The 24939-nt window shown below is 68.3% G+C and carries 25 protein-coding genes; 12 read left to right on the top strand and 13 right to left on the bottom strand.

Annotation, left to right across the window (positions count from 1 at the left end):
* Positions 1–64: 64 nt before the first annotated feature.
* Positions 65–628 (bottom strand): OmpA family protein, encoded by a 564-nt coding sequence (locus tag QFZ83_RS06000; protein WP_306883051.1) that lies wholly within the window; start codon positions 626–628, stop codon positions 65–67.
* 135 nt (positions 629–763) lie between these two features.
* Here QFZ83_RS06000 and QFZ83_RS05995 point away from each other — a divergent pair, with 135 nt between their 5' ends.
* Positions 764–1492 (top strand): gamma-glutamylcyclotransferase, encoded by a 729-nt coding sequence (locus QFZ83_RS05995; RefSeq protein WP_307503793.1) that lies wholly within the window; start codon positions 764–766, stop codon positions 1490–1492.
* Complete coding sequence (locus tag QFZ83_RS05990; protein ID WP_013542668.1) at positions 1489–2028, top strand: superoxide dismutase family protein; 540 nt, start codon at positions 1489–1491, stop codon at positions 2026–2028. Before QFZ83_RS05995 ends, QFZ83_RS05990 begins: the two co-directional genes overlap by 4 nt.
* A gap of 19 nt (positions 2029–2047) precedes the next feature.
* Here the strand turns inward: QFZ83_RS05990 and QFZ83_RS05985 are convergent, their stop codons facing one another.
* Entirely contained in the window at positions 2048–2623 is a 576-nt protein-coding gene (locus QFZ83_RS05985; protein WP_373457492.1) for an NTP transferase domain-containing protein, read from the bottom strand.
* A 29-nt stretch (positions 2624–2652) separates the two neighbouring features.
* Here QFZ83_RS05985 and pdxH point away from each other — a divergent pair, with 29 nt between their 5' ends.
* The gene (gene pdxH, locus QFZ83_RS05980; RefSeq protein ID WP_307503787.1) at positions 2653–3306 is read left to right on the top strand and encodes a pyridoxamine 5'-phosphate oxidase; all 654 of its coding nucleotides are present in this window, start codon (positions 2653–2655) and stop codon (positions 3304–3306) included.
* 6 nt (positions 3307–3312) lie between these two features.
* On the opposite strand, the gene QFZ83_RS05975 is transcribed toward pdxH, so the two are convergent.
* The 5 genes from QFZ83_RS05975 to msrA all read right to left on the bottom strand — a co-directional run bounded on the left by QFZ83_RS05975 (position 3313) and on the right by msrA (position 7747).
* Entirely contained in the window at positions 3313–3471 is a 159-nt protein-coding gene (locus QFZ83_RS05975; protein WP_306883055.1) for a hypothetical protein, read from the bottom strand.
* Positions 3472–3487: 16 nt separating this feature from the next.
* Entirely contained in the window at positions 3488–4438 is a 951-nt protein-coding gene (locus tag QFZ83_RS05970; RefSeq protein ID WP_013542672.1) for an AEC family transporter, read from the bottom strand.
* Positions 4439–4598: 160 nt separating this feature from the next.
* Positions 4599–6701, bottom strand: coding sequence for a TonB-dependent receptor (locus QFZ83_RS05965; RefSeq protein ID WP_307503783.1), 2103 nt, complete (start codon positions 6699–6701; stop codon positions 4599–4601).
* Between the two features lie 78 nt (positions 6702–6779).
* Positions 6780–7175: a hypothetical protein gene (locus tag QFZ83_RS05960; RefSeq protein ID WP_307503781.1), complete on the bottom strand. Its 396-nt coding sequence runs from the start codon at positions 7173–7175 to the stop codon at positions 6780–6782.
* A gap of 20 nt (positions 7176–7195) precedes the next feature.
* Positions 7196–7747, bottom strand: coding sequence for a peptide-methionine (S)-S-oxide reductase MsrA (gene msrA, locus QFZ83_RS05955; RefSeq protein WP_307503778.1), 552 nt, complete (start codon positions 7745–7747; stop codon positions 7196–7198).
* 105 nt (positions 7748–7852) lie between these two features.
* Here msrA and QFZ83_RS05950 point away from each other — a divergent pair, with 105 nt between their 5' ends.
* The 4 genes from QFZ83_RS05950 to QFZ83_RS05935 all read left to right on the top strand — a co-directional run bounded on the left by QFZ83_RS05950 (position 7853) and on the right by QFZ83_RS05935 (position 11219).
* Positions 7853–8530, top strand: coding sequence for a TetR/AcrR family transcriptional regulator (locus tag QFZ83_RS05950; protein WP_307503774.1), 678 nt, complete (start codon positions 7853–7855; stop codon positions 8528–8530).
* Between the two features lie 92 nt (positions 8531–8622).
* Positions 8623–9300 (top strand): protein-L-isoaspartate O-methyltransferase, encoded by a 678-nt coding sequence (locus QFZ83_RS05945; RefSeq protein WP_013542677.1) that lies wholly within the window; start codon positions 8623–8625, stop codon positions 9298–9300.
* A gap of 13 nt (positions 9301–9313) precedes the next feature.
* Complete coding sequence (locus QFZ83_RS05940; RefSeq protein ID WP_307503767.1) at positions 9314–9649, top strand: rhodanese-like domain-containing protein; 336 nt, start codon at positions 9314–9316, stop codon at positions 9647–9649.
* 22 nt (positions 9650–9671) lie between these two features.
* Complete coding sequence (locus tag QFZ83_RS05935; RefSeq protein ID WP_307503765.1) at positions 9672–11219, top strand: TolC family outer membrane protein; 1548 nt, start codon at positions 9672–9674, stop codon at positions 11217–11219.
* 143 nt (positions 11220–11362) lie between these two features.
* Here the strand turns inward: QFZ83_RS05935 and QFZ83_RS05930 are convergent, their stop codons facing one another.
* A complete protein-coding gene (locus QFZ83_RS05930; RefSeq protein ID WP_307503762.1) occupies positions 11363–12745 on the bottom strand; it encodes a 3-deoxy-D-manno-octulosonic acid transferase in 1383 nt (460 codons plus the stop codon).
* 5 nt (positions 12746–12750) lie between these two features.
* Positions 12751–14133: a phosphomannomutase/phosphoglucomutase gene (locus QFZ83_RS05925; RefSeq protein WP_307503760.1), complete on the bottom strand. Its 1383-nt coding sequence runs from the start codon at positions 14131–14133 to the stop codon at positions 12751–12753.
* A 110-nt stretch (positions 14134–14243) separates the two neighbouring features.
* On the opposite strand from QFZ83_RS05925, the gene QFZ83_RS05920 reads away from it, so the two are divergent.
* The 3 genes from QFZ83_RS05920 to QFZ83_RS05910 are packed head-to-tail and all read left to right on the top strand — an operon-like array spanning position 14244 to position 17298.
* Positions 14244–15842: a DNA-3-methyladenine glycosylase 2 family protein gene (locus tag QFZ83_RS05920; protein WP_307503756.1), complete on the top strand. Its 1599-nt coding sequence runs from the start codon at positions 14244–14246 to the stop codon at positions 15840–15842.
* Positions 15843–15848: 6 nt separating this feature from the next.
* Entirely contained in the window at positions 15849–16346 is a 498-nt protein-coding gene (locus QFZ83_RS05915) for a methylated-DNA--[protein]-cysteine S-methyltransferase (RefSeq protein WP_013542683.1), read from the top strand.
* 19 nt (positions 16347–16365) lie between these two features.
* Entirely contained in the window at positions 16366–17298 is a 933-nt protein-coding gene (locus QFZ83_RS05910; RefSeq protein WP_307503751.1) for a DMT family transporter, read from the top strand.
* A 9-nt stretch (positions 17299–17307) separates the two neighbouring features.
* On the opposite strand, the gene QFZ83_RS05905 is transcribed toward QFZ83_RS05910, so the two are convergent.
* Complete coding sequence (locus QFZ83_RS05905; RefSeq protein WP_307503748.1) at positions 17308–17961, bottom strand: DUF1345 domain-containing protein; 654 nt, start codon at positions 17959–17961, stop codon at positions 17308–17310.
* A gap of 162 nt (positions 17962–18123) precedes the next feature.
* Here QFZ83_RS05905 and QFZ83_RS05900 point away from each other — a divergent pair, with 162 nt between their 5' ends.
* Complete coding sequence (locus QFZ83_RS05900; protein ID WP_307503745.1) at positions 18124–18963, top strand: hypothetical protein; 840 nt, start codon at positions 18124–18126, stop codon at positions 18961–18963.
* Positions 18964–19117: 154 nt separating this feature from the next.
* Positions 19118–20734, top strand: coding sequence for a class I adenylate-forming enzyme family protein (locus QFZ83_RS05895; RefSeq protein WP_307503743.1), 1617 nt, complete (start codon positions 19118–19120; stop codon positions 20732–20734).
* Here QFZ83_RS05895 and QFZ83_RS05890 read toward each other — a convergent pair.
* The 3 genes from QFZ83_RS05890 to QFZ83_RS05880 all read right to left on the bottom strand — a co-directional run bounded on the left by QFZ83_RS05890 (position 20719) and on the right by QFZ83_RS05880 (position 24896).
* A complete protein-coding gene (locus QFZ83_RS05890; protein ID WP_307503740.1) occupies positions 20719–21732 on the bottom strand; it encodes a LysR substrate-binding domain-containing protein in 1014 nt (337 codons plus the stop codon). The two genes, QFZ83_RS05895 and QFZ83_RS05890, sit on opposite strands and share 16 nt — an antisense overlap.
* 80 nt (positions 21733–21812) lie before the next feature.
* On the bottom strand, positions 21813–23444 hold the full coding sequence (locus tag QFZ83_RS05885; RefSeq protein ID WP_307503737.1) for a tannase/feruloyl esterase family alpha/beta hydrolase: 1632 nt from the start codon (positions 23442–23444) through the stop codon (positions 21813–21815).
* Positions 23445–23447: 3 nt separating this feature from the next.
* Positions 23448–24896, bottom strand: a complete 1449-nt coding sequence (locus tag QFZ83_RS05880) for an FAD-binding oxidoreductase (protein WP_307503734.1) — start codon at positions 24894–24896, stop codon at positions 23448–23450.
* Positions 24897–24939: the final 43 nt, after the last annotated feature.

The following is a 24939-nucleotide window of genomic DNA, read 5'->3' as shown; positions in this document are numbered from 1 at the left end:
TGTTTTCCCGTGCGGCGGATCGTAGCAGCTTGAATCGGGGCGAGGCCTGCTCGGTGGGCAGGCTTCAGTCCACCAGCCTGGCCTCGACGCGGCGCGCCTCGGCGTTGTTGCCCGAACCCGCCGTCACCTCGGGCTTCTGCAGGTCGACCTTGGCGGCCGGAACACCCAGGCCCACGAGCACATCGCGCACCATCTCGGCCCGCTTCTTCGCGAGCGATTCGTTGATGGCGGCATCGCCCGTGGTGTCGTGGAAGCCCGAGACCACCACCTTGCGGCCGCTCTCCACGCCCTTGATGACAGCGGCCAGCGCCTCGGCGGCGCCCGGTGCGAGGTCGGCGCTGCCGGTCGCGAAGTAGAAGTTCACCACGCCGTTGACCACGCGGATGCTCGCGCCGTCGGGGATCGTGACCGTCACCGTTTCGGTCACTTCGGCCAGCTTGGGCGCTTCGCCCGGCGCGGGCGACGAGATCACCACGGCCGGGGGCTTGCCCTGTGCCGCAATGGCAGCGCCAGAGGCACTGTGGCCCTTGTGCCAGATGACGATGCCCACCACGAAGAAGATGACCAGCGCGATCAGCGCCATGAGAAAGCCGAGGATGAAATTCTGCTGGCCGTCGTCGTCGCTCATGGGTGGGCGTGCTCCGTAATTGAGGGGTCGGTAAATAATGGTGCGGTGAACCATGACTCCGAAATTGTAGGCGGCGCTCCTGACAGGCCCGTGTCGGACCCCGCGCCGAATCCGGGACCGCCCGGCCTCGATCCCATGCCCAAGCCCCTGCGCGATCCGCAGCCCATGCTCGAGCGCGCGATTGCCGATTGGGGCGGCCACGACGACCTCTGGCTGTTCGGCTACGGCTCGCTGATCTGGCGGCCGGAGTTCGGCTTCATCGAGCGACGCCCGGCCTGGGTGCATGGCTGGCACCGCGCGCTCAAGATGTGGAGCCGGGTCAACCGCGGCAGCGTGCAGACGCCGGGCCTCGTGTTCGGCCTGCTCTCGGGCGGCAGTTGTCGCGGCATGGTGTTTCGGATTCCCAAGGCTGAGGGACTGGAAACACTGAAGCGCCTCTGGCTGCGCGAGATGCCCACCGGCGTGTACGACCCCAAGTGGCTGCACTGCCACACCGCCGAGGGCACGGTGCGCGCGCTGGCCTTCACGCTCTCGCGGCGCAGCCCCAACTTCACCGGCGAACTGAGCGAGGAACGCTACCGCCACATCTTCGCCAACGCGGTCGGCCGCTACGGCAGCTCGCTCGACTATGCGCAGCAGACGCTGCTCGAGCTGCAGCGGCATTCGATCCACGATGCGGCACTGGCGCGGCTGCTGGCGCTGGCCGAGGCGAAACAGGAACTGCAGGCGCAACAACAGGCATCCGCGGCAGCCGCTGATTGCGACACGCCCCCGCCTTCGGTATATGTTCCGGGGTCTTCCGACAATTCTTCTTCCCAACCTTCATCCGGGCCCTCGTCCGGACCGTCCAAGGAAAAACCATGAACCATCGTCGTCTCTTCGCCACCGGCACCGCCCTCCTCGCCACCGCCGTGCTCGCCGCCTGCGGCAGCATGGGCGGCAAGCCCAGCACGGCCGTCGAGCTGGTGCCGACCGCCGCGATCACGCCCAACCCGACCCGCGGCACGGTCAAGCTCACCGCGCTGGACCACGGCGTGCGCGTCTCGGGCGAAGTGCGCGGCCTCGTGCCGGGCAGCGAGCACGGCTTCCATATCCATGAAAAGGGCGACTGCGGCGACAACGGCAACGCCTCGGGCGGCCACTTCAACCCGACTGGCGGCACGCACGGCAAGTTCGCCGCGCCGGGAAGCCATGCCGGCGAACTGCCAAGCCTGGTGGCCGATGCCGGCGGCGTGGCGCGCTTCAGCGTGGACGACCACTCGATCTCGCTGACCGACGGCGCCGCCAACAACGTGGTGGGCCGCGCGCTGGTGGTTCACCGCGACCGCGACGACTTCACGACGCAGCCGGCCGGCAACTCGGGCCCGCGCATCGCCTGCGCGGTGATTCCGAAGGGCTGATCCAGCCGACTTCAGCCGGCTAACGGCCTGCGCGTTCGAGCCACAGGGCCTCGGCGCGCGCCAGGGCCTCGGGCGTGTCGATGTCGGTGACGATGCCGGCATCGTCCACCGCGAGGTCGGCGACCGAATCGATGGCCCGCATGGCGCGCAGCACCGGCGCCGCGCCCAGGTTTCCCTCCAGCGCCGCGAGCTGTGCGCGGCATCCGGCGGCAAAAGCGACCGGATGGCCCCGCTCTCCCATGAACTGCGGCTGCACGGCGTTCACCCGGCCGTTGAGCGCAGCAGCCACCGCCTGCAATGTCTCGGGCCGCACCAGTGGCAGATCGCCCGGGAGGATCAGCCAGCCGACAGCATCGGGCGTGGCGCGCACCGCGGCGGCAATCGAGTCGCCCATGCCCGGATGGCCCGCGTCTTCCACACGCCATGGCAGGCCGCTCGCGCGCACGACATCGAGCGTGTGCTCCAGCACCGGCTTGCCCGCGAGCAGGGCCTTCAGTTTGGAGCCCGTGCCGCCGGCGGCAATGAAGCGCTCGCCCCGGCCCGAGGCCAGCACGATCACCAACGGAGAGTTCGCTTTTGTCGCCTTCATCGTCATGGGCGGAGTATGTGCGCAACAATCCCGGCATGACTTCCCCTCTCTCCAACGAAGCGCTGGCCGCGCTGCGCAAGAGCTACGAGCGCGCCGAGCTCGGCGAAGCCCACAGCGCGGACGATCCACTGAAGCAATTCGAACGCTGGCTCACCGAGGCCATCGACGCGCAGGTGCCCGAACCCAATGCGATGACGCTGTGCACCGTCGGCAGCGACCTTCGGCCCTCCAGCCGCATCGTGCTCATCAAGGGCTACGACGCACGCGGCCTCGTCTGGTACACCAACTACGAAAGCCGCAAGGGCCGCGAGCTTTCGGGCAATCCGTATGCGTCGCTGCAGTTCCACTGGGTCGAGCTCGAGCGCGTGGTGCGCATCGAGGGCCGTGTCGAGAAGGCCAGCGCCGACGAGAGCGATGCCTACTTCGCGAGCCGCCCGCTCGATTCGCGCATCGGCGCCTGGGCCAGCCCGCAGAGCGAAGTGATCAGCGGACGCGATGTGCTGGTGAAGAACGCGGCCGTGGCCGCGGCGAAGCACCTGCTCTCGCCGCCGCGCCCGCCGCATTGGGGCGGCTATCGGCTGGTGCCGGATCGGTGGGAGTTTTGGCAGGGCCGCAAGAGCCGGCTGCACGACCGGTTGCGCTATCGGCTCGAAGGCAGCGACTGGGTGCGCGAGCGGCTCGCGCCCTGAGTCACGTCAGGCCTCGCAGGCCACCGGCAGCTTCTGCTTCTTCACCATCAAGTCGTCCGCCGCCTCGGTGAGCGCCTGGTTAACGGCCTGGTCGAGGGCATCGCATTGCCGGGCGTGGGCCGTTTCGCGCAGGCCAAAGACCGCGAGCGGGCTGCGAGGGAACAACCGAAGGATCAGCCTCTCACGGCAGCCACTGCACCCAGATCATCACGAGCGTGAGGGTGCCCAGCGCCAGCACCGTCGACACGGCCACGCTGGCCGTGACGAGGTCTTCGGCCGTGCGGTAGCGCTGCGAGAACAGGAACACGTTGGCGCCGATGGGCAACGCCGCCGCCACCACCATCACGGTGAGCGGGATGCCGCGCACGCCGAGCAGCCAGCCGATGCCGGCGACCAGCAGCGGATGCAGCAGGTTCTTCACCAGCGCCTGCACCAGCGCGCCGCGCCAGTGCCGCCCGATGGGCGTGAGCGCGAGCGTGATGCCCACCATGACGAGCGCCACCGGGCCGAAGGCCTGGCCGAGCAACTGGATGGGCTTGTCGATCACCTCGGGCATCACGAGTCCGGTCTGCGCGAACAGCAGGCCCGCGATGATCGGCAGCGGCACGGGGTGGATGATGGCGTTGCGCAAGGCACGCAGCACGGTGCGCGCCATCGAGCGTTTCTCTTCGCCGCTCACCACCGCATGCTCACGCGCGACGGCCAGTTCGAGCACGAGCGTGGCACTGGTCATGAGCACCAGCGAATGCAGCGAGATGAGCGTCAGCAGCACCACCATGCCTGCCTCGCCATAGGCAAGGCCGACGAGCGCGATGCCGATCATCACGGTGTTGCTGTAGGTGTTGGCGAGCGCGAGCACCGCGGCCGTGCGGTTGAATCCGCGCAACGCGAGTGTGCCGGCGAACAGCAGGCCCGAGGCGATGAAGTAGGCGGCGACCGGCTTGAGGCTGAGCTCCTGCACATGCACCGTGCTCATGGCGCGGAAAAGCAGCGCGGGTGCGAGCAGCAGGAAGATGAGATTGGACAGGTCCTTCACCGCGTTAGCGCCGATCCATCGGCGCCTGCCGGCCAGGTAGCCCGCGGCGATGAGGATGACGACGGGGAGCAGCGAGGAGATGACGAAGGAGTTCACGCGGCGAGGATAGCCGAGCGATTTCTGTTGTCTTGCTCCTTCCCCTTCCGGGGGAAGGCCGGGATGGGGGCAAGCGGCGCTTGTGGAAGCTGCGGCCTCATCACAGGCCGCGAGCCCCCACCCCTGCCCTCCCCCGAAAGGGGAGGGAGAAACACCACGATCAGAACGTCACGCGCAGCCCAACCTTCAGCGAACGCCCCGGCAACGGCGAGTTCGGATACACCGTCGTCGTCAAAATCGACGTCGGGCTGTAGGCCAGCTTGTTGGTGATGTTGTCGACGCGCGCATACCAGGTGAGGTTGGCGCGCTGCACCTTCATGCGGTAGGAAATCGCGGCATTCCACAGCGTGTAGGCGTCGGTCTCGCGCGCGCCGACGCTGGGCACATGGCGCTGCGCGGCGTTGTAGTCGAAGCCCAGGCGCGCGCTCCACGGACCGTTGCCGTAGACCAGCGTCGCGCCCGTGCGGAACGGCGCGATGCGCGGCAGCGGCTCGCCGGTGTCCAGGTTCTTCGCGCGCACCACGTCGCCGCGCCATTCGAGGTCGAGCGTCGACGCATCGGGCATCGGCGCGAACCCGTCGTTGCCCAAAAGGCGCAGGTTGCCGCTGGCTTCGATGCCGGTGAAGCGCGCGCGCACGCCGCTGTAGACGTACTCGGCCAACGTGTCGGTCGCGTCCGGTGCAGCCACCTGGCCTTCTTCATCGAGCGTGCGGCCCGAGGCGGTGAGGCCGATGTAGTTGCTGAAGCGGGTGACGTAGGCGTTCACGCGGGCCGTGGTGGGACCGGACTTCCATTGCGCGCCGAGGTCCAGGCCGGTCGACTTTTCCTTCTTCAGGTTGGGGTCGCCCACTTCCCACGCGGCCGTGGCCACGTGCGGGCCGTTGGCAAGCAGCTCGTAGTCCTTCGGTGCGCGCTCGGTGTAGGCGAGGTTCGAGGTCAGCTGCCATTGCGGCGTGAGGTTGACCAGCGCGCCGAACGCCGCGCTGTGCGGATTGAAGGTGCGCTCGCCGATGGCGAAGCGGGTGATCGACGGATCGTCCGGATAGCCCAGCGAACGGATGCGGACCTTCTCGGTGCGCGCGCCGAAGCTCAGCTTGCCCCACGAGGCGCCGTACTCTTCATAGAGGAAGAGCGCGTTCGAGCGCGTGCGGCTGTGCGGCGCGAAGGCCTCCTCGCCGTCGGCGGCGAAGCGGTTGGTTTCGCTGCTGAAGCCGACCAGGCCTTCGAAGTTGCCGATCTTCTGGTGGCGCGCCTCGATGCGCAGGTCGTTGCTCATGTTCGAGAAGGTGGTGCCGGCCTCGGGACCTTCGAACTCGGTGTGGCGGTAGTTGGTGTGGCTCACCTTCGCGTGGATGCTGCTGATGATGCCGCCCGGGCGCCACTCGCCTTCGAGCGCATAGCGGTCGGACTTCATGCGGATGGTCACGTCGTCCTCGGCCACGGTGCCGTAGTTGCTGCGGTAGGTGCTGGCGGAGGCGCCGATCCAGCCCTGGTCGAAGAACAGCGTGCCGCCGACCGCGCCGCCGTTCGCCTCGTTGGCCGAGTTGCAGATCTTGCGGGCGCGCCAGGGCGAGCCGGGCTTCTCGCAGTTCAGGTCGATGGGCACCGAGACGTCTTTCGAGTCGCGGTTGAAGGCGTCGACGTGCAGCGCGAAGCGGTCGTTGCCGCCTTCGAGCACCACGCCGCCGTTCTTCTCCTTGTTGCCGGTGGAAAAGCCCAGGTCGGCGCGGCCGCCGAAGCCGTTGATGGGCTCCGTCGGGATGCGGTTGTCGATCACGTTGACCACGCCGCCCACGGCGCTGCCGCCGTACTGCAGCGCCGAGGGGCCGCGCAGCACTTCGATGCGGTCGGTGACCAGCGCGTCGACCGGCACCGCGTGGTCGTAGCTCAGCGCCGAGGCGTCGGGGGCGCCGCCGCCGTTCTGCAGGATGCGGATGCGGTCGCCGTCCTGCCCGCGGATGATCGGGCGGCTCGCGTTGGGGCCGAAGTAGCTGCTGCTCACGCCGGGCAGGTTGTTGAGCGTTTCGCCGAGCGTCGAGTCGGAGCGCAGCAGGAGTTTTTCGCCCGAGAGCGTGACGGTCGGCGCGATCAGGTCGCTGGCGCCGAGGGGATTGCCGGTGACGGTGACCGCGGGCAGGCTGGCCGCATCGGCAGGCTGGGCCTGAACCTGGACTTGGGTGGTGTCCTGTGCGTGGGACGCAGCGGCGAAGGCGAGCGAAAGAACGGCAGCGCCGATGGCGTTGCGACGGAAATTGGGAATCATGGTGAACACTCGTTGAATCAATGGACGGCACGCCGTTGCCCGCACAAGGCAGGCACGGCGACCGGAACACGGGGGGATTCAGCGAGTGGAAGGCGGGCCGCGCGCGTCGAACAGCGCAACCCAGCGGGCGATGGCTTCGCCCTGCAGATAGGCAAAAGTGGCCGAGGGCAGCAGCACCGGCAGCACCACCAGCGGCACGCCGGGGGCGCTCGATCCGTGCGAGAGCTGGTCGTACAGGCGGCACTCGGCGTCGGTGTGATCGCCGAAGAGGCTGACCACGCCGTGGCCCGCGTGGACGTGGACGCCCTTGTCGGCCTGTGCCACCTGGACCGCGGCCGCCGCAGCCGGCAGGCCGGGCACGTGCAGCGAGCGGTGCATCACGCCGAGCGTGCCCGCGAACCACAGTGCGATCGCCAGCACGGCGAGGATCGCGCGGGTCGAGAAGCGGGGGGATTGGCGGGTAGCGAGCTGCACGGAAACGGAGGGCTGGCGGATCAGGCCTTGACGCGCGAGGCGAAGGTCTTCTGGAACTTCTCGACCTTGGGGCCGACGACAAACGCGCAGTAGCCCTGGTTCGGGTTGTTCAGGAAGTAGTCCTGGTGGTAGGCCTCGGCCGTCGAGTAGTTGGCGAGCGGCACCACCTCGGTCACGACCGGCGCGCTGTAGGTCTTGCTGGCCTCGATCTCGCGGATCACGTCTTCGGCGACCTGCTTTTGCGCGTCGTTCGTGTAGTAAATGCCGCTGCGGTATTGCGTGCCGACGTCGTTGCCCTGGCGGTTGAGCGTTGTCGGGTCATGCACGACGAAGAAGATTTCCAGGATCTCGCGCAGGCTGATCTGGGCGGGATCGAATTCGAGCTTCACGACCTCGGCATGGCCGGTGCGGCCGGTGCAGACCTGCTCGTAGGTCGGGTTGACCACCTGACCGTTGCAATAACCCGACTCCACGTCGAGTACGCCCTGCACACGGTCGAAGACCGCTTCGGTGCACCAGAAGCAGCCCCCGCCAATCACGATGGTTTCGGTGGGCGACGGTGAAGAAGACATGGGCACGGCTCCGGCTGGGTTGGAAAACGGCGAACCCGATATTGTCGCGGCTTGACGTGACGGATGCCGGTCACTACATTACTAACCCGCGAGTCATTAACCCACATGCCCACTCCCCGTTCCCTTGTCGACAAGTTCTGCCCGGTGCGCTCCAAGCGCGAGCGCCGGAAGGAAGCGCGCCCCGGCGAACTGCTGGCCGCCGCGCTCGACCTGTTCGTCGAAAAAGGCTTTGCCGCCACCCGTTCGGAAGAAGTGGCGGCGCGTGCCGGGGTCTCCAAGGGCACGCTCTTTCTGTATTTTCCGAGCAAGGAAGAGCTCTTCAAGGCCGTGATCATGGAGAACCTCGGCGGCCGCTTCACCGAGTGGAACGCCGAGTTCGAGGCTTTCGAGGGCACCACCGCCGAGATGCTGCGCTACTGCATGAATGTGTGGTGGGAGCGCGTGGGCCTGACCAAGGCCTCCGGCCTGACCAAGCTCATGATGAGCGAAGGCGGCAACTTCCCCGATCTGGCGGAGTTCTATCGCGAGCAGGTGGTGCGCCCCGGCCACGACCTGCTGCGGCGCATCCTTCAGCGCGGCATCGACCGCGGCGAATTCGCGCCGGTCGACATCGACCATGCGATCTATTCGGTGATCGCCCCCATGGTCTTTCTCATGCTCTGGAAGCACTCGGCCATGGTCTGCGTCGACGGAGAAAGCGCCCTGGACCCAGAGAAATTCCTCGCCACCCAGGCCGAAACCGTGCTCTACGGGCTCAGCGTGCGCCCGGGAGGCAAGGCATGAAGAAGTCGTTTGTATGGCCGAGCGGGCCGATGGCGTCATCCGGGCCACCTAAAATTGAAGGTTTGTCCTGAGCCCACAAGGAAAGCCACGCCATGAACCCCACCCCCACCCTCGAGCGCTTGCGCTTCAACATGATCGAACAGCAGATCCGCCCCTGGGATGTGCTGGACCTGGACATCCTCGACCTGCTGGCCACCATCCACCGGGAAGACTACGTGCCGGAAGCCCACCGCACGCTCTCCTTCTTCGACATGGAGCTGCCCCTCCTCGACGGCTCCGTGCCCGGCGAGATCATGTTGTCCCCCAAGGTCGAGGCCCGCATGCTGCACGACCTGAAAGTGCAGAAACATGAGTCGGTGCTCGAAATCGGCACCGGTTCGGGCTTCATGGCCGCCCTCCTCGGCGCCCGCGCCGCCCAGGTGCTGTCGCTCGAAATCAACCCCGTGCTGGCCGCCCGCGCCGCCGAGACGCTGCGCCAGAACGGCGTGAGCAACGTCGAAGTGCGCCACGCCGACGGCGCCGTGCCCCTGCCCAGCGGCCCGAGCTTCGACGTGATCGTGCTGAGCGGCTCGGTCGCCCGCATTCCGCAGAACCTGCTGGGATCGCTCAAGGTCGGCGGCCGCCTCGCCGCCATCGTGGGCGAGGAGCCGATGATGCGCGCCCACTTCGTCACCCGCTCGAGCGAAAGCAAGTGGGACACGGTCCAGCCCTGGGACACCGTCGCGCCGCGCCTCCTGAACTTCCCCGAGCCCTCGCGCTTCTCGTTCTGAGCGGGCCGCACGAATGATCGACCAAGTCCGCCCCGCCGACCTTGCCGCCTGGTTCGCCCAGGACGCCGATGCCGCCCCGGTGCTGCTCGACGTGCGCGAACCGTGGGAACTGCAGACGGCGAGCGTCGCGCCCGCGGGCTTCACGCTGGTGGCGATCCCGATGAACGAGATCCCTGGCCGCCTCTCCGAGTTGGGCGAAGGCCAACGCATTGCCTGTCTCTGCCACCACGGCGCGCGCAGCCAGCGCGTGGCCGCCTTCCTGAACCAGAACGGCTTTGACCAGCTCGCCAACGTGGCGGGTGGCATCGACGCCTGGTCGTCGCACGACCCTTCGGTCCCGCGCTACTGATTCTTTCCCTCAAGGACGTTCAATGCCTCCAAGGCCCCGGCTTCTGCCACTTTCCGCAGCACTCGCCAGCGTTATCGCGACTCTGCTTGCACTGCCGGCCCAAGGCCAGACACTGAACGAACTCTATGACTCCGCCCGCGGCTACGATGCCACGTACCAGGGCGCACGGGCGCAGTACGACGCGAACCTCGCGCGCGCCGCGCAGGCCAAGGCCGGCATCCTGCCGGCCGTCGGGCTCACGGCCGGCGTGAACCGCAGCAACCTGGACATCGACACCCTCACGGGCACCAGCCGCGGCGCCAGCGCCTCGCGCGACTTCAACACGCAGAACGTCGGCATCAACGCCACGCAGCCGCTCTACCGCCCCGCCAACTGGGCCACCTACGAGCAGGGCAAGCGCCAGACGGAGATCGCGCTGGCGGTGCTCACCACCGCCGAGCAGGACCTGATCGTGCGCGTGAGCCAGGCGTACTTCGACGTGCTCGCGAGCCAGGACAGCCTGGCGCTGGTGCGCGCGCAGAAGGTCGCCGTGGCCGAGCAGCTTGCGTCGGCCAAGCGCAACTTCGAAGTCGGCACCTCCACCATCACCGACTCGCGCGAAGCCCAGGCCCGCTACGACCTGGTGATCGCCCAAGAGATCGCCGCCGAGAACGACCTGCAGGTCAAGAAGATCGTGCTCGACCAGCTCGTCGGCCGCCCCGGCAGCGTTCCGGTGCCGCTGGCCGTGCCGGTCGTGCTGCCGACTGCCCAACCCGCGGACATCAACGCCTGGGTCGCGCAGGCCGACGAGGTGCATCCCGCGATCCAGCAGGCGCGCCTCGGACTCGACGTGGCCGGGCTCGAAGTGCAGAAGGCGCAGGCCGGCCACAAGCCCACGCTCGACGCCAACCTGGGCTACAACGTCACGCGCAACCCGACGGGCACCAGTACCAGCACCGTGGGCACGCGCGTCAACGCCGCCACGGTCGGCGTCACGTTCAACCTGCCGCTCTTCGCGGGCTTCGCGACCGAGAACCGCATCAAGGAAACACTGGCGCTCGAAGACCAGTCGCGCAGCGTGCTCGACGGCACCCGGCGCAGCGTGGCCCAGGCCACGCGCGCGGCGTACCTCGGCCTCGTGTCGGGTGCGGGCCAGGTGAAAGCGCTGGAAGCGGCCGAGGCCTCGAGCCAGAGCGCGCTCGATGCCAACAAGCTCGGCTACCAGGTGGGCGTGCGCATCAACATCGACGTGCTCAATTCGCAGAGCCAGCTGTTCCAGACCAAGCGCGACCTCGCGCAGGCGCGCTACAACGTGCTGCTGGGCAACCTGAAGCTGCGCCAGGCCAACGGCACGCTGACGACCGCGGACATGAACGCGATCAACGCGACGCTGGCGAGCAACGGGAGCACGCCGGCGGTGCCTTCGGTGACAACGACGCCCGATCGTTCGCCTGCGCCGTCTTCGACGACGGTGACGCCGCCCAGCATTCCGGTGGTGCCGCCGGTGCCGGTGCAGCCGTTCAACCCGACGCCGCCGACGATGCCGACGGCTCCGGTGCCGCCGGTGATCGTGAATCCGCCGGTGCGCTGAACGAGGGTTAGGTCTTTTCTTCTCCCTCCCCTTACGGGGGAAGGTCGGGGTGGGGGCACGACGGCTACAACCCCTACACAGCGCTCGTTGGGCGCTTGCCCCCATCCCAGCCTTCTCCCGGAAGGGGAAGGAGCAAAGCGGGTTCAGTCCAGAGTTGGTTCCGCGCGCTCGGGTTCGGTGGCCAACGGCACGCCCTCCGCCACCACAGGCTCCGCCGCCTGCGCAATCGCCAGCACAGCAGCCGCCGTGCGCTCGGCCGCTCCGCGGTTCGACGACGAGAACGCCAGCGCAGCCTCCGCCATCGCCGCTCGCCGCTCGGGGTTCTCGACCAGCTTCAGCGCCGCCGTCACCGCCTGCTCCATGCCTTCGACCCGCAGCGACGCACCGGCCGCCAGCGACAGTTGCGCCGCCTCGGCGAAATTGAATGTCGACGGGCCCATCACCACCGGGCACCCGCAGGCGGCTGGCTCGATGAGGTTCTGCCCGCCCAGCGGCTCGAAGCTGCCGCCCAGGAGCGCCACGTCGGCCAGGCCGTAATACAGCGCCATCTCGCCGAGCGAATCGCCGAGCCAGATTTCCGCATCGGTCGGCTGGCCCGCGGCGCTGCGGCGTGCGACTGCGAAACCTTGCGATTCGATCAGTGCCGCCACTTCGTCGAAACGTTGCGGATGGCGCGGCACGATCATCCATTGCACGTCATGCACGCGCTTGGCGATCGAGCGGATCGCGCCCTGCTCGGGCGGCACGGGCGAGGTGGCGCCGAAGCGCTTGAGCACCTCGAGCAGCAGCCGCTCCTCGCCGTCGCGCGAACTCGCGAGCACGACCATGGGCTTGGGCAGGCGCTCGCGCAGCGAGGTCGCGGCGGTGAGCTGCCGCGCATCCGGCGTCGCATCGAACTTGAGGTTGCCGTAGATGCCGGCCACCTTGGCGCCAAGCGACACCAGCCGGTGCGCGTCGGCTTCGGTCTGCGCCCACACGGCCGCGAGAGCCGAGTACGCGGGCCGCGCGAGCCAGCCCAGGCGCTCGGCCGCGGCCAGCGATTTCTCGTTGAGACGCGCATTGGCCAGCACCAGCGGAATGCGGCGCTCGGCGCAGGCCGCGGCCATCTCGGGCCAGACCTCGGTTTCCATCAGCACGCCGATGCGCGGCTTGAAGCGATCGAGAAAGCGCGCGACGGCACCCGGCGTGTCCCACGGCTGCCAGACCTGCGTGTCGCCGGGCTCGAGCAGCTTGGCGCCTTCCTCGCGGCCGGTGGCGGTGCCGTGCGTGAGCAGGATCGGAATGCCCGGGTACTGCCGCCGCAGTTCGGCGATGAGGATGGCGGCCGCGCGCGTTTCGCCGAGCGACACCGCGTGCACCCAGCACTGGGCCTCGCCGGTGATGGATTCGTCGTAGTGGCCGAAGCGCTCCTCGACGGCCACGGCGTAGCCCGGCTCGGCCTCCGCGCGGCGCCGCAACTTGCGGCGCACCAGCGGTTGCACGACGGTGGTGAAGGCGCCGTACAGGCGCAGCAGCAGGGAACGCACAGGTGTCAGTGGGAAGCTTCGGCCAGCTTGGCGTCGGGTTTGGCGGTGCGCAGCAGTGCGAGCATTTCGGCCTGGATGCGCTGGAGCGCCGCGTCGGTCTGGCCTTCGAAGCGCAGCACCAGCACGGGCGTGGTGTTGGAGGCGCGGATGAGCCCGAAGCCATCGGGCCAGTCCACGCGGAGGCCGTCGATGGTCGAGACCTTGGCGGGTGCCGCGAAGCTCGCGCCCTTCACGAGCGTGTCGACCACCGTGTGCGGCTCGCCTTCGGCGCAGGCGACGTTGAGTTCGGGCGTCGAGAAGCTGGTGGGTAGCGCGTTGAGCACGTCACTCGCATCGGGGCTTTTGCTCAAGATTTCCAGCAGGCGGCAGCCGGCGTAAGTGCCGTCGTCGAAGCCGAACCAGCGTTCCTTGAAGAAGATGTGGCCGCTCATCTCGCCGCCCAGCGGCGAATCGATTTCCTTCATCTTGGCCTTGATGAGCGAGTGCCCCGTCTTGTAGATCATCGGCTTGCCGCCCGCGGCCTCGATGGCGGGCGCGAGGCGCTGCGAGCACTTCACGTCGTAGACGATGGTTCCGCCGGGCACGCGCGAGAGCACGTCTTGCGCGAAAAGCTGCATCTGGCGGTCCGGGAAGATGTTCTGGCCGTCCTTGGTGACGATGCCCAGGCGGTCGCCGTCGCCGTCGAAGGCCAGGCCCAGTTCGGCTTCGCCCTTGGCCAGTTCGGCCATCAGGTCCTTGAGGTTCTCCAGCTTGCTCGGGTCGGGATGATGGTTGGGGAAATCGCCGTCGACCTCGCTGAAGAGCTCGACCACCTCGCAGCCGATGGCGCGGAAGATGGCGGGGGCCGTGGCGCCCGCGATGCCGTTGCCCGAATCGACCACGATCTTCATCGGGCGCGCAAGCTTGATGTCGCCCGCGATGCGCTTGACGTAGGCGTCGGTCACATCGACCTTGCGCACGCTGCCGCCCGGTGCCAGCTTGGCGGTGCCGTCTTCCATGGTCTTGCGCAGGCCCTGGATCTCGTCGCCGTAGATGGCGCGGCCGGCCAGCACCATCTTGAAGCCGTTGTAGTCCTTGGGGTTGTGGCTGCCGGTGACCTGGATGCCGCTGGTGCACAGCGTGTGGGCCGCAAAGTAGAGCATTGGGGTGGTGACCGCGCCCACGTCGATCACCTCGACGCCGGTGGCCACCAGGCCCTTGATCAGCGCCTCGGCGAGTGCGGGGCCCGACAGGCGTCCATCACGTCCCACGGCCACCGTCTTCTCGCCAGCGGCGCGAGCGGCGCTGCCGAACGCGCGCCCGAGGGCTTCGGCCACCTCGGCATCGAGGGTGACGGGCACGACGCCGCGGATGTCATAGGCCTTGAAGATCGACGCGCTGAGTTGCATAAAAGGCGTTTCCCTGTGGGTTTTTGGAACGGGGATTGTAGGCAACGCCCCGCGTGCCCACATGTCCGAAAACGGCCAGTTGAAACGACTCGAAACCGTATCATTTGTCCATGCCTTCCACCCAAGCCCCCTCTGAAGCGCTCGAGAGCGACGCCTGCTACCTGGCGATGAAGACGCACGATGCGCGCTTCGACGGTTCGTTCTTCACCGCGGTGACCTCCACCGGCATCTATTGCCGGCCGGTCTGCCGCGTGAAGCTGCCGCGGCGCGAGAACTGCCGGTTCTTCGTGCATGCGGCACAGGCCGAGGCCGAGGGCTTCCGCCCCTGTCTGCGCTGCCGGCCCGAGCTGGCGCCGCGCGCGGCCAGCTGGTCGACCGAAGACTCCTCCCGCATCCTCGCGCTGCAGGCCGCACGGCTGATCGACGAACCCGATGCATGGACCCACGGCGACGACAACGGCCCCGGCGCGGCGCAGATCGCGGCGCGCCTGGGCGTGAGCGACCGGCACCTGCGGCGCATCTTCGAGGCGCAGTTCGGCGTCTCCCCGCTGCAATACCTGCAGACGCGCCGCCTGCTGGCCGCCAAGCAACTGATCGCCGACACGCGCCTGCCGATGACGCAGGTGGCGCTGGCCAGCGGCTTCGCGAGCGTGCGCCGCTTCAATGCCGCGTTCGTCGAGCATTACGGCCTCAACCCCAGTGCGCTGCGGCGTGCGGGCGGCACGCAGGGCGGCGAAGGCAAGGCGATCGAAGTGCGGCTGGGCTTTCGTCCGCCCTACGACGTGGGCGCGATGCTCGGCTTCTTCGCGCGCCGCGCCCTGCGCGGTGTCGAGGTGGCGACCACGGCCGATGGCAAGGCACCCGCCAAGGGCGGCACGCCAACCTATGTGCGCCTGGCCCGCACGCTGCGCGTGCAGCAAGGCGGGCAGGCCCATGCCGGATGGCTGCAGCTGCGCTTCGACCTCGAACGCGAGCAGATGCTGCTGTCGGTCAGCGATTCCCTCGCCGCGGTGCTGCCGATCGTGATCAGCCGGGCACGCGCCATGCTCGATCTCGACGCCGGGCCGATGGCGATCAACGCGGCGCTGCATGCGGCCTTTCCGCATGGCGATGGATTGCGCGTGCCCGGCACGGTCGACGGCTTCGAGCTCGCGGTGCGCGCGGTGCTGGGCCAGCAGATCACTGTGGCCGCGGCGCGCACGCTGGGCTCGCGGCTGGTCGAGGCGTTCGGCGAACCGATCGCCACGCCCATCGAAGGGCTGGACAAGCTGTTTCCCACACCCGCGGCACTCGCGGCGGCGAGCGGCGATGCGCTGGGGCAGCTCGGCATCGTCCGGCAACGCCAAGCCGCCCTGCAGGCCATCGCGCGCGAAGTGGCGGCCGGCAAGCTGGCGCTGCATGCGGGCGCCGACGTGCCCGCGACCATCGCCGCGCTGCAGGAACTCCCCGGCATCGGCGCCTGGACCGCGCAGTACATCGCGATGCGCGCGCTGCGCTGGCCCGATGCATTTCCGGCCGGCGACGTCGCCCTGCAGAAGGCGCTGGGCGTGACCACCGCGCGCGCGGCCAGCGAGGCCTCGCAGGCATGGCGGCCCTGGCGCAGCTATGCGGCGCTGCGGGCCTGGTACGCGCCCTCTTCTCCCCCAGCCGCCACTGAAGAAGCGGCGGCGGATTCTCCCCACATCACAACGGCAGGCGTCGCAGCCTGAAATGTCATGAAGTTCAAGAGCAAAGCCATCTACACCTCGCACATCGACACGCCGCTCGGCGGCATCACGATGGCGGCCACCGACCAGGGCCTGGCCGGCGTCTGGTTCGACCAGCAGCGCCACTGGCCCGACACCACGGGTTGGATCGCGAAGGACGACCATCCGGCGCTCATCGAAGCCGGCACGCAGCTGCGCGACTACTTCGCCGGCAAGCGCGGCGATTTCGACATGCCGCTCGACCTCTCGCACGGCACCGCGTTCCAGCAGAGCGTGTGGCAGGCGCTGCTCGCGATTCCCGCCGGCAAGACGATGACCTACGGCGCGCTCAGCGTGCATGTGGGCAACCCGGCCGCGGTGCGCGCGGTGGGCGCGGCCGTGGGGCGCAACCCGATCAGCGTGATCGTTCCGTGCCACCGCGTGCTCGGCTCCGACGGTTCGCTGACCGGTTACGCTGGCGGGCTTCACCGCAAGACCGCCCTCCTCGAACTGGAAGGCGCGAGATAAGAAAAGAACCGAGAGACGCATGCGCACAACAACACAGAACAACACTGCCACCAGCATCGCCAAGCCCTGGCTCATCGACCTCGTGCTGCTCGGTGCGCTCTGGGGCGCATCCTTTCTCTTCATGCGCATTGGTGCGGCCGAGTTCGGCGCGTTGCCGACGGCAGCGGTGCGGGTGTCGATCGCCGCGCTGTTCCTGCTGCCGATCGCGCTCGTGCGCGGCCAGGGACCGGCCATCGCCACGCACTGGAAGGCCACCTTCGGCGTCGGCGTCTTCAACTCGGGAATGCCGTTCGCGCTCTTCTGCTTTGCGCTCCTGACCATCAACTCCGGCCTCGCGGCCGTCATCAACGCCACCGTGCCGATGTTCGGCGCGCTGGTTGCATGGGCGTGGTTCCGCGAGCGGCCGAGCGGCTCGCGCATCGTCGGCCTCGTTATCGGCTTTACCGGCGTCGCGATGCTCGCGAGCCGGAGCGCCGGCCTGCACGCCGGCGCGAGCAGCAACGCCGCGCTGTGGGCCGTCATCGCCTGCCTCGGGGCGTGCCTGTGCTACGGCATCTCGGCCAGCGCCACCCGGCGCTACCTGGGCGGTGTGCCGCCGCTGGCCACCGCGACGGGCAGCCAGCTGGGCGCCACGCTCTTCCTCGCGCTGCCGGCCATCTGGCTCTGGCCCGCGCAGATGCCGAGCCTGCGCGCATGGCTCGCGCTGCTGGCGCTGGGCATCGCCTGCACGGGCGTGGCGTACATCCTGTTCTTCCGCCTGATCGAACGCGCCGGCCCGGCCCGCGCACTGACCGTGACCTTCCTGGTGCCGGTGTTCGCGCTCTTCTACGGCGCGGTGTTCCTCGGCGAAAGCATCACGCAGTGGATGCTGATTTCCGCCGTGGTGATCGTGTGCGGCGTGGCGCTCTCCACCGGCGTGGTCCGGCTCGGCCCCAAACCCAAGACGGCCTGATGGCGGCGATCAGATAGCGCCAGCCACGACGTTGACGGAGAGCGCCAGCACCAGCATGTTGAATGCGAAGGCCAGCACGCTGTGGACCAGCGTGATGCGCCGCATCTCGCGCGACGTGGCCTGCACGTCGGACACCTGCGAGGTCATGCCGATCACGTACGAGTAGTAGAGAAAGTCGAAGTAGTCCGGGTCGTCCTTGCCCGGAAAGTCGAGGCCGCCATCAGGCGAGCCGCCCTTCTGGTCGATGTAGTAGCGGTGCGCGTAGTGAAAGGCGTAGATCGTGTGCATCATCAGCCAGGAGCCGGCCAGCGCCACCACGCCGAGCACGACGTGGCCCGCGCGCTCCCAGCCCGTCAGTTGCTTCACCTGCTGCAGCAGCATCGCGATGGCGATCACGCTCACGGCGACCACCACCAGCATCGACACCAGGATCATCAGGTTGGGCTGGTCCAGCGACTGCGCGCGCTCGCGCGTGCGCCGCGCGTCGAAGGTCTCGATCAGCCACCAGGTCAGCACCTGGTACACCAGCACCCCCGCGCACCAGCCCGCCAGCCCGCGCGCCATGCCGCCGACGGGCCACGGTGCCAGCGCCACGGCGGCCCCGACAACGGAGCCGTAGAGAAGACGCTGCGGGCCCGTGGTCGTGGAGAGGTGTTTGCGCATGCGGCACTGTAGCGCCGCCCCCGCACCATCAAGAAATTCCTACAAGAAGAGCCGCATTCCGCGCATTCGACGCGTTCCGCCGCCTCACTAAGGTACTGCGGTTCAAAGGAGTCTGGCCCCGAGGCAATGCCCGGGGCTTCTTCAATTTCCGAAGGATTCTTCATGCTGTCGTTCCGCTCCCGTCCGCTCGACTGGACGTTCAGATTCGGCGCCCTCGGTGCGCTGGTGGGTTCCGGTTTCTTCTTCGCCACCGCGCCCGCGCTGGCCGACCCTTCGCCGGCACTGGACCGGTTCAGTTTCTCGGTGGGCGGCTTCAGCGCCGATCCGAAGCTCGACGCCTCGGTGGCCACGCCCTACGGGACGCTGCAGACGGGCGACATCAAGCCCGGCCGGGTGACGATGCCCCGCATCACCGCCGACCTGCTGATCGGTGACAGCCACGGCATTTCTTTCGACTACTACCAGTACAAGCGCGACTACGGGGGCCAGTTCGGCAACAACACCTCGCTCGGCCCCTTCGGCACGCTGAGCACCCTCGGCAACGCGAACCTCAACACCAAGCTCGACTTCGCCAAGCTCTCGTACAAGTGGTGGCTCGGCTCGGGCAACACGGTGTTCGGCCTCGGTGCCGGCGCGGCCTACTACCGCGCCACGCTGGGCGTCACCGCGTTTGCCGCGGTGAACGGTCAGGTCGGCACGCTGAACGAAAGCTCGAGCGACAACGCGGTCGCGCCGCTGCTCGAAATTGGCGTGCGCCACGCCATCACGCCCGACCTGCGCCTGTTCGCCGACGCCTCGGGCGTGTGGAAGAGCAGCGGCCGCTTCCACGGCAACATCTACAACGCCTCGGCCGGCGTCGAGTGGTTCCCGGTGAAGAACGTGGGCCTCGTGGTCTCCTATGGCGTGACCAACATCGACCTGACCCGCGACGGCAGCACCGCCGACTCGCGGCTCAAGGTGCGGCTGCAAGGGCCCTCGGCCTTCCTGAAGGCGCGCTTCTGACGCGCGGTCGAGCCAAATCCTGAATCGGCAGGCGGCCCGCTTCGGCGGGCCTTTCTTCGTGTAGCCACTCTTCGCAAGACGCGGCGCCGGGCGAGCCTTAGCCTCTGGCCGCGAGATCGATCAACGACCGACCGAAGACCGGAGACACGAAGCCATGCCCGCAGTCCGCCCCGCGCCCACACCTCAGCTATCCCCCTCCATTGCACGCATCTCGCGCATCGCGCTGGGCGATGTGCTCCACCGTTCCGCGCGTCGCTTCGGCGCGCGCACCGCGTTGATCGACGGGGCGCACCGCATGACCTACAGCGAGCTCGACACCGCATCGAACCGCTTCGCGCACCACCTGCTGGGCCTCGGCCTTCCGAGCGGGGAGCGCGTGGGCATGCTGTGCAACAACTCGATCCAGATGGTCGTCGCGATGCTCGGCATCCAGAAGGCCGGAATGGTGTGGGTGCCGATCAACACCGCGCTCGCGGTCGATGCCATCGGCTACATCCTCGCGCATGCGGAGATACGCCACATCGTGATCGACACGGCCCTGCACGCCAAGCCCGCGCTGCGCGATCTGCTGCAGGACCGAGGCGTCACGCCGATGCTCTGCGTGCTCGACGGCGATGCGCCGCCCGAGGGAATTCCCACCGTGGCGGAAGCGATCGCTACGGGCGCCGCCACGCTGCCCGAAGTGGACATCGACAGCACGCAGCTTGCGCTCATCATGTACACGAGCGGCACCACCGGCCGGCAGAAAGGCGTGATGCATTCGCACGCCTCGGTGCACTCGGTGCTGCTGAGCAACATGGTCGAGTGGGGCAGCAGCCCCGAGCGCTGCGACGTGTGGAGCAGCGTGCTGCCGCTCTTTCATTGCGGCCAGCACACGGTGCTGATGTCGGCGCTCGCGGTCGGCGGCGCGCTCGTCATCTTTCGGGGCTTCGATCCCGGCGCGGTGCTCGAAGCCATCGAGCGCCACCGCATCACCGTCGTGGTCGGCTTGCCGATGATGTACGGCGCGCTGCTCGCGCATCCGCAGCGCGCGGCGCGCGACCTCTCGAGCCTGCGCCTGTGCGTCTACGCGATGGCGCCGATGTCCCGCACGCTGCTGCTGCGCCTGCTCGACGAGTTCTGCCCCAACTTCGCATTGGTCTCGGGCCAGACCGAGATGTACCCCGGCGCCACGATCTTCGAGGTGCACGAGCAGCGTCAGCGCTTCGGCTCCTACTGGGGCGTGGGCACGCTGGTGAACGAGGTCGCGGTGATGGGCGACGGCGGCGAACTGCTCGGCGCGAACCAGGTCGGCGAAATCGTCTTTCGCGGTCCCAACGTGATGCTCGGATACTACAAAGACCCCGAGGCGACGGCGAACGCGCAGCGCTTCGGCTGGCACCACTCGGGCGACCTCGGCAAGCTCGACGACGACGGCCAGTTGATCTTCCTCGACCGGCTGAAGGACATGGTGAAGTCGGGCGGCGAGAACGTGCCATCGCTCAAGGTCGAGGAGGTGTTGCTGCGGCATCCCGCCGTGCTCAACGCGGCGGTGGTCGGGCTGCCGCACGACCACTGGGGCGAGGCCATCACCGCCTTCGTCACGCGGCGGCCCGATGCGGCGGCGGAGCTCACCGCGGCGGATCTCGCCGCGCATTGCAGGGAACACCTTGGCGGCTTCGAAGTACCTAAGGAAATCGTCTTCCTGCCCGCGCTGCCGATGACGTCGACCGGGAAGATCCAGAAGTTCGAACTGCGCCAGGCGCACCAGGAACACTATCGGCGCGGCTGAAGCGGTGAAGGCGGTCGCGGTGCAGAGGCGCGCACTTCCTTTCTCGCCTTGCCGACGGGCTCGGCGAGTCGCGTGCCCTCCCATTGGCCGCTGGTGCAGAGGTCGCGGATCACGTCGCCGATCAGGTTGCAGATCGCGCGCTTCGCATTCGTCGTCGGCAGGTGCACCGACACGCACAACCCTAGCGTGCGGAACATCGCGGGCGAGTCGATGCGGTGCGCCCTCAACCGGTCTTCGCGCACCTCGCGCTGCGCAAGGCCGAGCGGCATGATCGTCGCGCCGAGCCCCGCCTCCACCGCCGCCTTCAGCGTGTAGACCGAGTTGATTTCCGCCGCCACGCGCGCCGGCGGCTGACCCGCCGCTTCGAGCACCGCATCCACCAGCCAGCGCGTGCAATGGCCATGTGCATTGGCAGGCCACACCAGCGGACGCGCCGTGGCCTCTTCGATGCTCACGTCGCCCGGCGGCAACGCGCGCGGGTCCTGCGGCGATTCGAGAAAGACGAAGTCCTCTTCCACCAGCGGCGTGAAGGCGATGTCTTCCGCGGGCATGGTGGGCGAGAAGATCGCCACGTCGACGCGACCGCGCAGCAACTGGTCGGCCATGTTGCCGGTGAGTTCTTCGTTGAGGTGGAACACCACGTCCGGGTAGCGCCTGGCAGCCGCGCGCATCAGCGGCAGCGCGATCATCGGCGACACGCTCTGCGGCAGCGCGGCCACCACCGAGCCGACCACCGAATCCGCCGCCACGTGCACCGCGGCCTTCGCATCGCCGACCTGCTTGGTGATGCCCTGCGCGTATTCGTAGAACACCTTGCCCGCCTCGGTCACCGTGACGCCGTTGCGGCTGCGCAGCAGCAGCGGCGTGCCCAGTTCGCCTTCGAGCTCGGCCATCTGCTTGCTGAGCGCCGACTGCGCCACGAAGAGCTGCTGCGCCGCGCGCGAGAGGCTGCCGCAATCCACGATGGCGACGAAATACTTGAACTGGCGCAACTCCATCGGCGTGTCTCCGGCCGCCCGCTGCGGGGGTGCAGCGGGCGGCCGGTCATTCTAGGACCGCACTTTCGGCCAACCGCTCGTCAGCTCACGCAATCGAAGCTCGCCGCATCGTTCACGTCGCCCGCGCCCTTGTAGCGCGGATACGCGGGGTACTTGCACATCGGGCGCGCCATCGTGGTGGCGCCTGCGCCATCGACCTTGCGGTGCACCAGCTTCTGCGCCGAGGCGGGCACGCCCTGCTCCACCCAGGTGGACATCGCCTTCAGCAGGTCGACCTTGTCGGGGCCTGCGCCGCCGTAGCAGTGGCCCACGCCGGGCGCGAGGAACAGCTCGACCGTCTCGTCGGCCTTCTGCACGCCGAGGGTGCCGACGACCTGCTCGTAGTAGCGCGCGTTGTCGCGTGCGCTCACCGAGGTGTCGTTGGTGCCGTTCCACATGATCAGCTTCGCGCCGCGCGCATGCAGGCGCCCCAGGTCCGGGTCGGCCGCGCTGAACATGCCGCCGATGATGCCCATGCGCGAAAGCCACTGGTCGGGGTTCCAGCCGGAAGTGTCGAACGCCGGATCGCGCGTGATGAACGAGCGCACGAAGCCGTCGGAGAAGAGCCCCTGCACCGAAGCGCCACCGAACGCCGCCTGCGGCCAGATGTACTCGCCCCAGCCTTTGGCCGAGTTCTCTGCGCCGAAGTTGTAGCCCGTGTGCGACCACGCGCCATCAGACGTGGAGATCGGCGAGGTGATGGTGTTCACCGTGGCGATCTGGGCATCGGACAGGCAGCTGTCGCCGGTGTCCGCGCCGCCCGCGCAGCGCAGCGCCGTCGCGTTGAAGGTGCACGCCGCCGGCTTGGAGATGATGCCGTCGGCCACGCCGTCGAGCCCGTCGCACTGCGCCAGCACCGCGTCGGCGAGCAGCGTCTGCTTGGCCGGATTCAGCGTGTTGGCGGGCACGCGCACCTGCTTGGCGATGCGGTTGAACTGCATGAATAGGCCCATGATGTTGCCCGCCGGCGCGCGCGCCACGATGCCATCGAAGTCTTCGGGAAAGCGCTGGGCCTGCATCATCGCGTCGTGCCCGCCCATCGAGCAGCCTTCGAAATAACTGCGCGTGGGCGCGGTGCCGAAGAACTGCGCGATCACCTCCTTGCCCGGCGGCAGGGCGCGGTGTTCGGACTGCTGCGTGAAGTCCAGCAGCTTGACCGGATCGAGTGCGAACTCGCCCTTGAAGTAGTTGAGATCGGTGGCGCCGGGATAGTCGTACCCGCCGTTGGTGCCGACGGTCGCGTAGCGCTCGGTGAAGATCGATTCGCTGAACTGCGCGGCGGTGGCCGTGGGCATCTGGCCGTCGAAACCGCCGCCGCCGATGAAGGCGAGCTTGCCGTTCCAGCCCGAGGTCGGCAGGCGCGCCTCGAAGCGCAGCGTGGAGCCCTTGAAGCTCGCGGTCACCACGCAGTACTCGGGCTGCGGTGCCGAAGCAGCGACGACCTTGGCGTCGTCGATATCTACGGCGCCTGCGCCCAGCGTCTGCCCCTTCAGCGCGGGGCATTTTTCGGCGAGCGACATCGGCGGCGGTGCCGCGGGGGGAGGAGAGGCAGATGCAGGAGGAGCGGCCGGAAGCAGCACTGGCGAGAAGCCCCCGTTGGCCCCGCCTCCGCCGCAACCGGCCGCAAACATGACAACCGCGATCGAGACCAGCGTGCGCTTGGCGTTGTTCATTTCTTATGTCTCCTGGTGGGTATGGACAGCCTCGGGCGGGCCGATGATCTTTCCGGGGTTGAAGATGTCGTGCGGGTCCAGCGCCTGCTTGATCGCGCGCATCAGCCCGACGGTGTGCACGCCGTGCTCCTCGACGAGGTACTGCATCTTGTGGAGCCCCACGCCGTGCTCGCCGGTCGATGTGCCGCCATGGCGCAGCGCGCGCTGCACCAGCCGGTGGCTGAAGGCCTCGGCCGCTTCGTTCTCGGCCGCGTTGTTCGGATCGACCAGCACGAGGCAATGGAAATTGCCGTCGCCGACGTGGCCGAACACGGGTGCGAGCAGGCCGTGCTCGGCGATATCCGCCTGCGTTTCTTCCACGCACTGCGCCAGGGCCGACAGCGGTACGCAGGCATCGGTGGTCAGGCTGCGGCTGCCGGCCTTCAGTTGCAGGCACGCGAAGTAAGCGTGATGACGCGGCGTCCACAGCCGCGAGCGCTCTTCCTTCAGATTGGCCCACTGGAATTCGCCGCCGCCGTGATTGGCCGCGATCTCACGAACGATGTCCGACTGCTCGTCGATCTGCGCCTTGCTCGCGCCGAATTCGAGGAAGAGCGTGGGGCTTTCGTGCAGCGCGGTGCGGCTGTGCGCGTTGACGGCGCGAATGGTGAGCGCATCCAGCATCTCGGCGCGCGCGAGCGGCACGCCCATCTGGATCGACTCGATCACGCAATCGACCGCCGCGGCCACTGTCGGGAAGTGCACCACCGCCGCCGCGTAAGCCTCGGGGTGCGGATGCAGCCGCACGGTCGCTTCGGTGATGAGGCCCAGCGTGCCTTCGGAGCCGCAATAGAGCTGCGTGAGGTTGTAGCCCGCCGAGCTCTTGCGCGCCTGCGATGCGGTGCGCACCACGTCGCCATTGGCGGTGACCACCGTGAGGCTCACGAGGTTGTCGCGCATCGTGCCGTAGCGCACGGTGTTCGTGCCCGAGGCAGCGGTCGCGACCATGCCGCCGATGGACGCGTCGGCTCCCGGATCGACCGAGAAGAAGAAGCCGGTTTCCTGCAACGCCACGTTCAATTGCCCACGCGTCACACCGGCCTCGACGGTGGCCGTGAGGTCATCGGGACGAATCGCCAGCACCTTGTTCATCTGCGAGAAGTCGACGCACACGCCGCCTTCCACCGCGAGCAGATGCCCTTCGACCGACGAGCCCACGCCGAAGCCGATGACCGGCACCCGTTCCCGCGCACAGGCCCTCACGATGAAGGCCACCTCGTCGGTGCTCTGCACGAAGACGACCGCATCGGGCGGCTGCGGCAGGTAGGCCGATTCGTCGGTGCCGTGCTGCAGCAGCACGGCCTGGCTGGTCGAGCAGCGTTCGCCGAAGCGGCGCTGCAGCTGCGCGAGCAATTCACTCGAGGGGGCACGGCGTTTTTTCGCGCGCGCAGGGGGACTCACAACCGCATCCATGGGGTCTTCTTTCCTGAACTCTGGGAAAGCACCGCGGGCGAGT

The sequence above is a fragment of the Variovorax sp. W1I1 genome, assembly GCF_030815625.1.
In the GTDB taxonomy this organism is placed as follows: domain Bacteria; phylum Pseudomonadota; class Gammaproteobacteria; order Burkholderiales; family Burkholderiaceae_C; genus Variovorax; species Variovorax paradoxus_C.
This window is presented reverse-complemented; position numbering and strand designations above follow the sequence as displayed.

What these genes read in the sequence shown, in the direction of transcription:
- QFZ83_RS06000 (WP_306883051.1), bottom strand. Translation starts at nt 628, where the DNA reads ATGAGCGACGACGACGGCCAGCAGAATTTCATCCTCGGCTTTCTCATG.
- QFZ83_RS05995 (WP_307503793.1), top strand. Translation starts at nt 764, where the DNA reads ATGCCCAAGCCCCTGCGCGATCCGCAGCCCATGCTCGAGCGCGCGATT.
- QFZ83_RS05990 (WP_013542668.1), top strand. Translation starts at nt 1,489, where the DNA reads ATGAACCATCGTCGTCTCTTCGCCACCGGCACCGCCCTCCTCGCCACC.
- QFZ83_RS05985 (WP_373457492.1), bottom strand. Translation starts at nt 2,623, where the DNA reads ATGACGATGAAGGCGACAAAAGCGAACTCTCCGTTGGTGATCGTGCTG.
- pdxH (WP_307503787.1), top strand. Translation starts at nt 2,653, where the DNA reads ATGACTTCCCCTCTCTCCAACGAAGCGCTGGCCGCGCTGCGCAAGAGC.
- QFZ83_RS05965 (WP_307503783.1), bottom strand. Translation starts at nt 6,701, where the DNA reads ATGATTCCCAATTTCCGTCGCAACGCCATCGGCGCTGCCGTTCTTTCG.
- msrA (WP_307503778.1), bottom strand. Translation starts at nt 7,747, where the DNA reads ATGTCTTCTTCACCGTCGCCCACCGAAACCATCGTGATTGGCGGGGGC.
- QFZ83_RS05950 (WP_307503774.1), top strand. Translation starts at nt 7,853, where the DNA reads ATGCCCACTCCCCGTTCCCTTGTCGACAAGTTCTGCCCGGTGCGCTCC.
- QFZ83_RS05945 (WP_013542677.1), top strand. Translation starts at nt 8,623, where the DNA reads ATGAACCCCACCCCCACCCTCGAGCGCTTGCGCTTCAACATGATCGAA.
- QFZ83_RS05940 (WP_307503767.1), top strand. Translation starts at nt 9,314, where the DNA reads ATGATCGACCAAGTCCGCCCCGCCGACCTTGCCGCCTGGTTCGCCCAG.
- QFZ83_RS05935 (WP_307503765.1), top strand. Translation starts at nt 9,672, where the DNA reads ATGCCTCCAAGGCCCCGGCTTCTGCCACTTTCCGCAGCACTCGCCAGC.
- QFZ83_RS05925 (WP_307503760.1), bottom strand. Translation starts at nt 14,133, where the DNA reads ATGCAACTCAGCGCGTCGATCTTCAAGGCCTATGACATCCGCGGCGTC.
- QFZ83_RS05920 (WP_307503756.1), top strand. Translation starts at nt 14,244, where the DNA reads ATGCCTTCCACCCAAGCCCCCTCTGAAGCGCTCGAGAGCGACGCCTGC.
- QFZ83_RS05915 (WP_013542683.1), top strand. Translation starts at nt 15,849, where the DNA reads ATGAAGTTCAAGAGCAAAGCCATCTACACCTCGCACATCGACACGCCG.
- QFZ83_RS05910 (WP_307503751.1), top strand. Translation starts at nt 16,366, where the DNA reads ATGCGCACAACAACACAGAACAACACTGCCACCAGCATCGCCAAGCCC.
- QFZ83_RS05905 (WP_307503748.1), bottom strand. Translation starts at nt 17,961, where the DNA reads ATGCGCAAACACCTCTCCACGACCACGGGCCCGCAGCGTCTTCTCTAC.
- QFZ83_RS05900 (WP_307503745.1), top strand. Translation starts at nt 18,124, where the DNA reads ATGCTGTCGTTCCGCTCCCGTCCGCTCGACTGGACGTTCAGATTCGGC.
- QFZ83_RS05895 (WP_307503743.1), top strand. Translation starts at nt 19,118, where the DNA reads ATGCCCGCAGTCCGCCCCGCGCCCACACCTCAGCTATCCCCCTCCATT.
- QFZ83_RS05890 (WP_307503740.1), bottom strand. Translation starts at nt 21,732, where the DNA reads ATGGAGTTGCGCCAGTTCAAGTATTTCGTCGCCATCGTGGATTGCGGC.
- QFZ83_RS05885 (WP_307503737.1), bottom strand. Translation starts at nt 23,444, where the DNA reads ATGAACAACGCCAAGCGCACGCTGGTCTCGATCGCGGTTGTCATGTTT.
- QFZ83_RS05880 (WP_307503734.1), bottom strand. Translation starts at nt 24,896, where the DNA reads ATGGATGCGGTTGTGAGTCCCCCTGCGCGCGCGAAAAAACGCCGTGCC.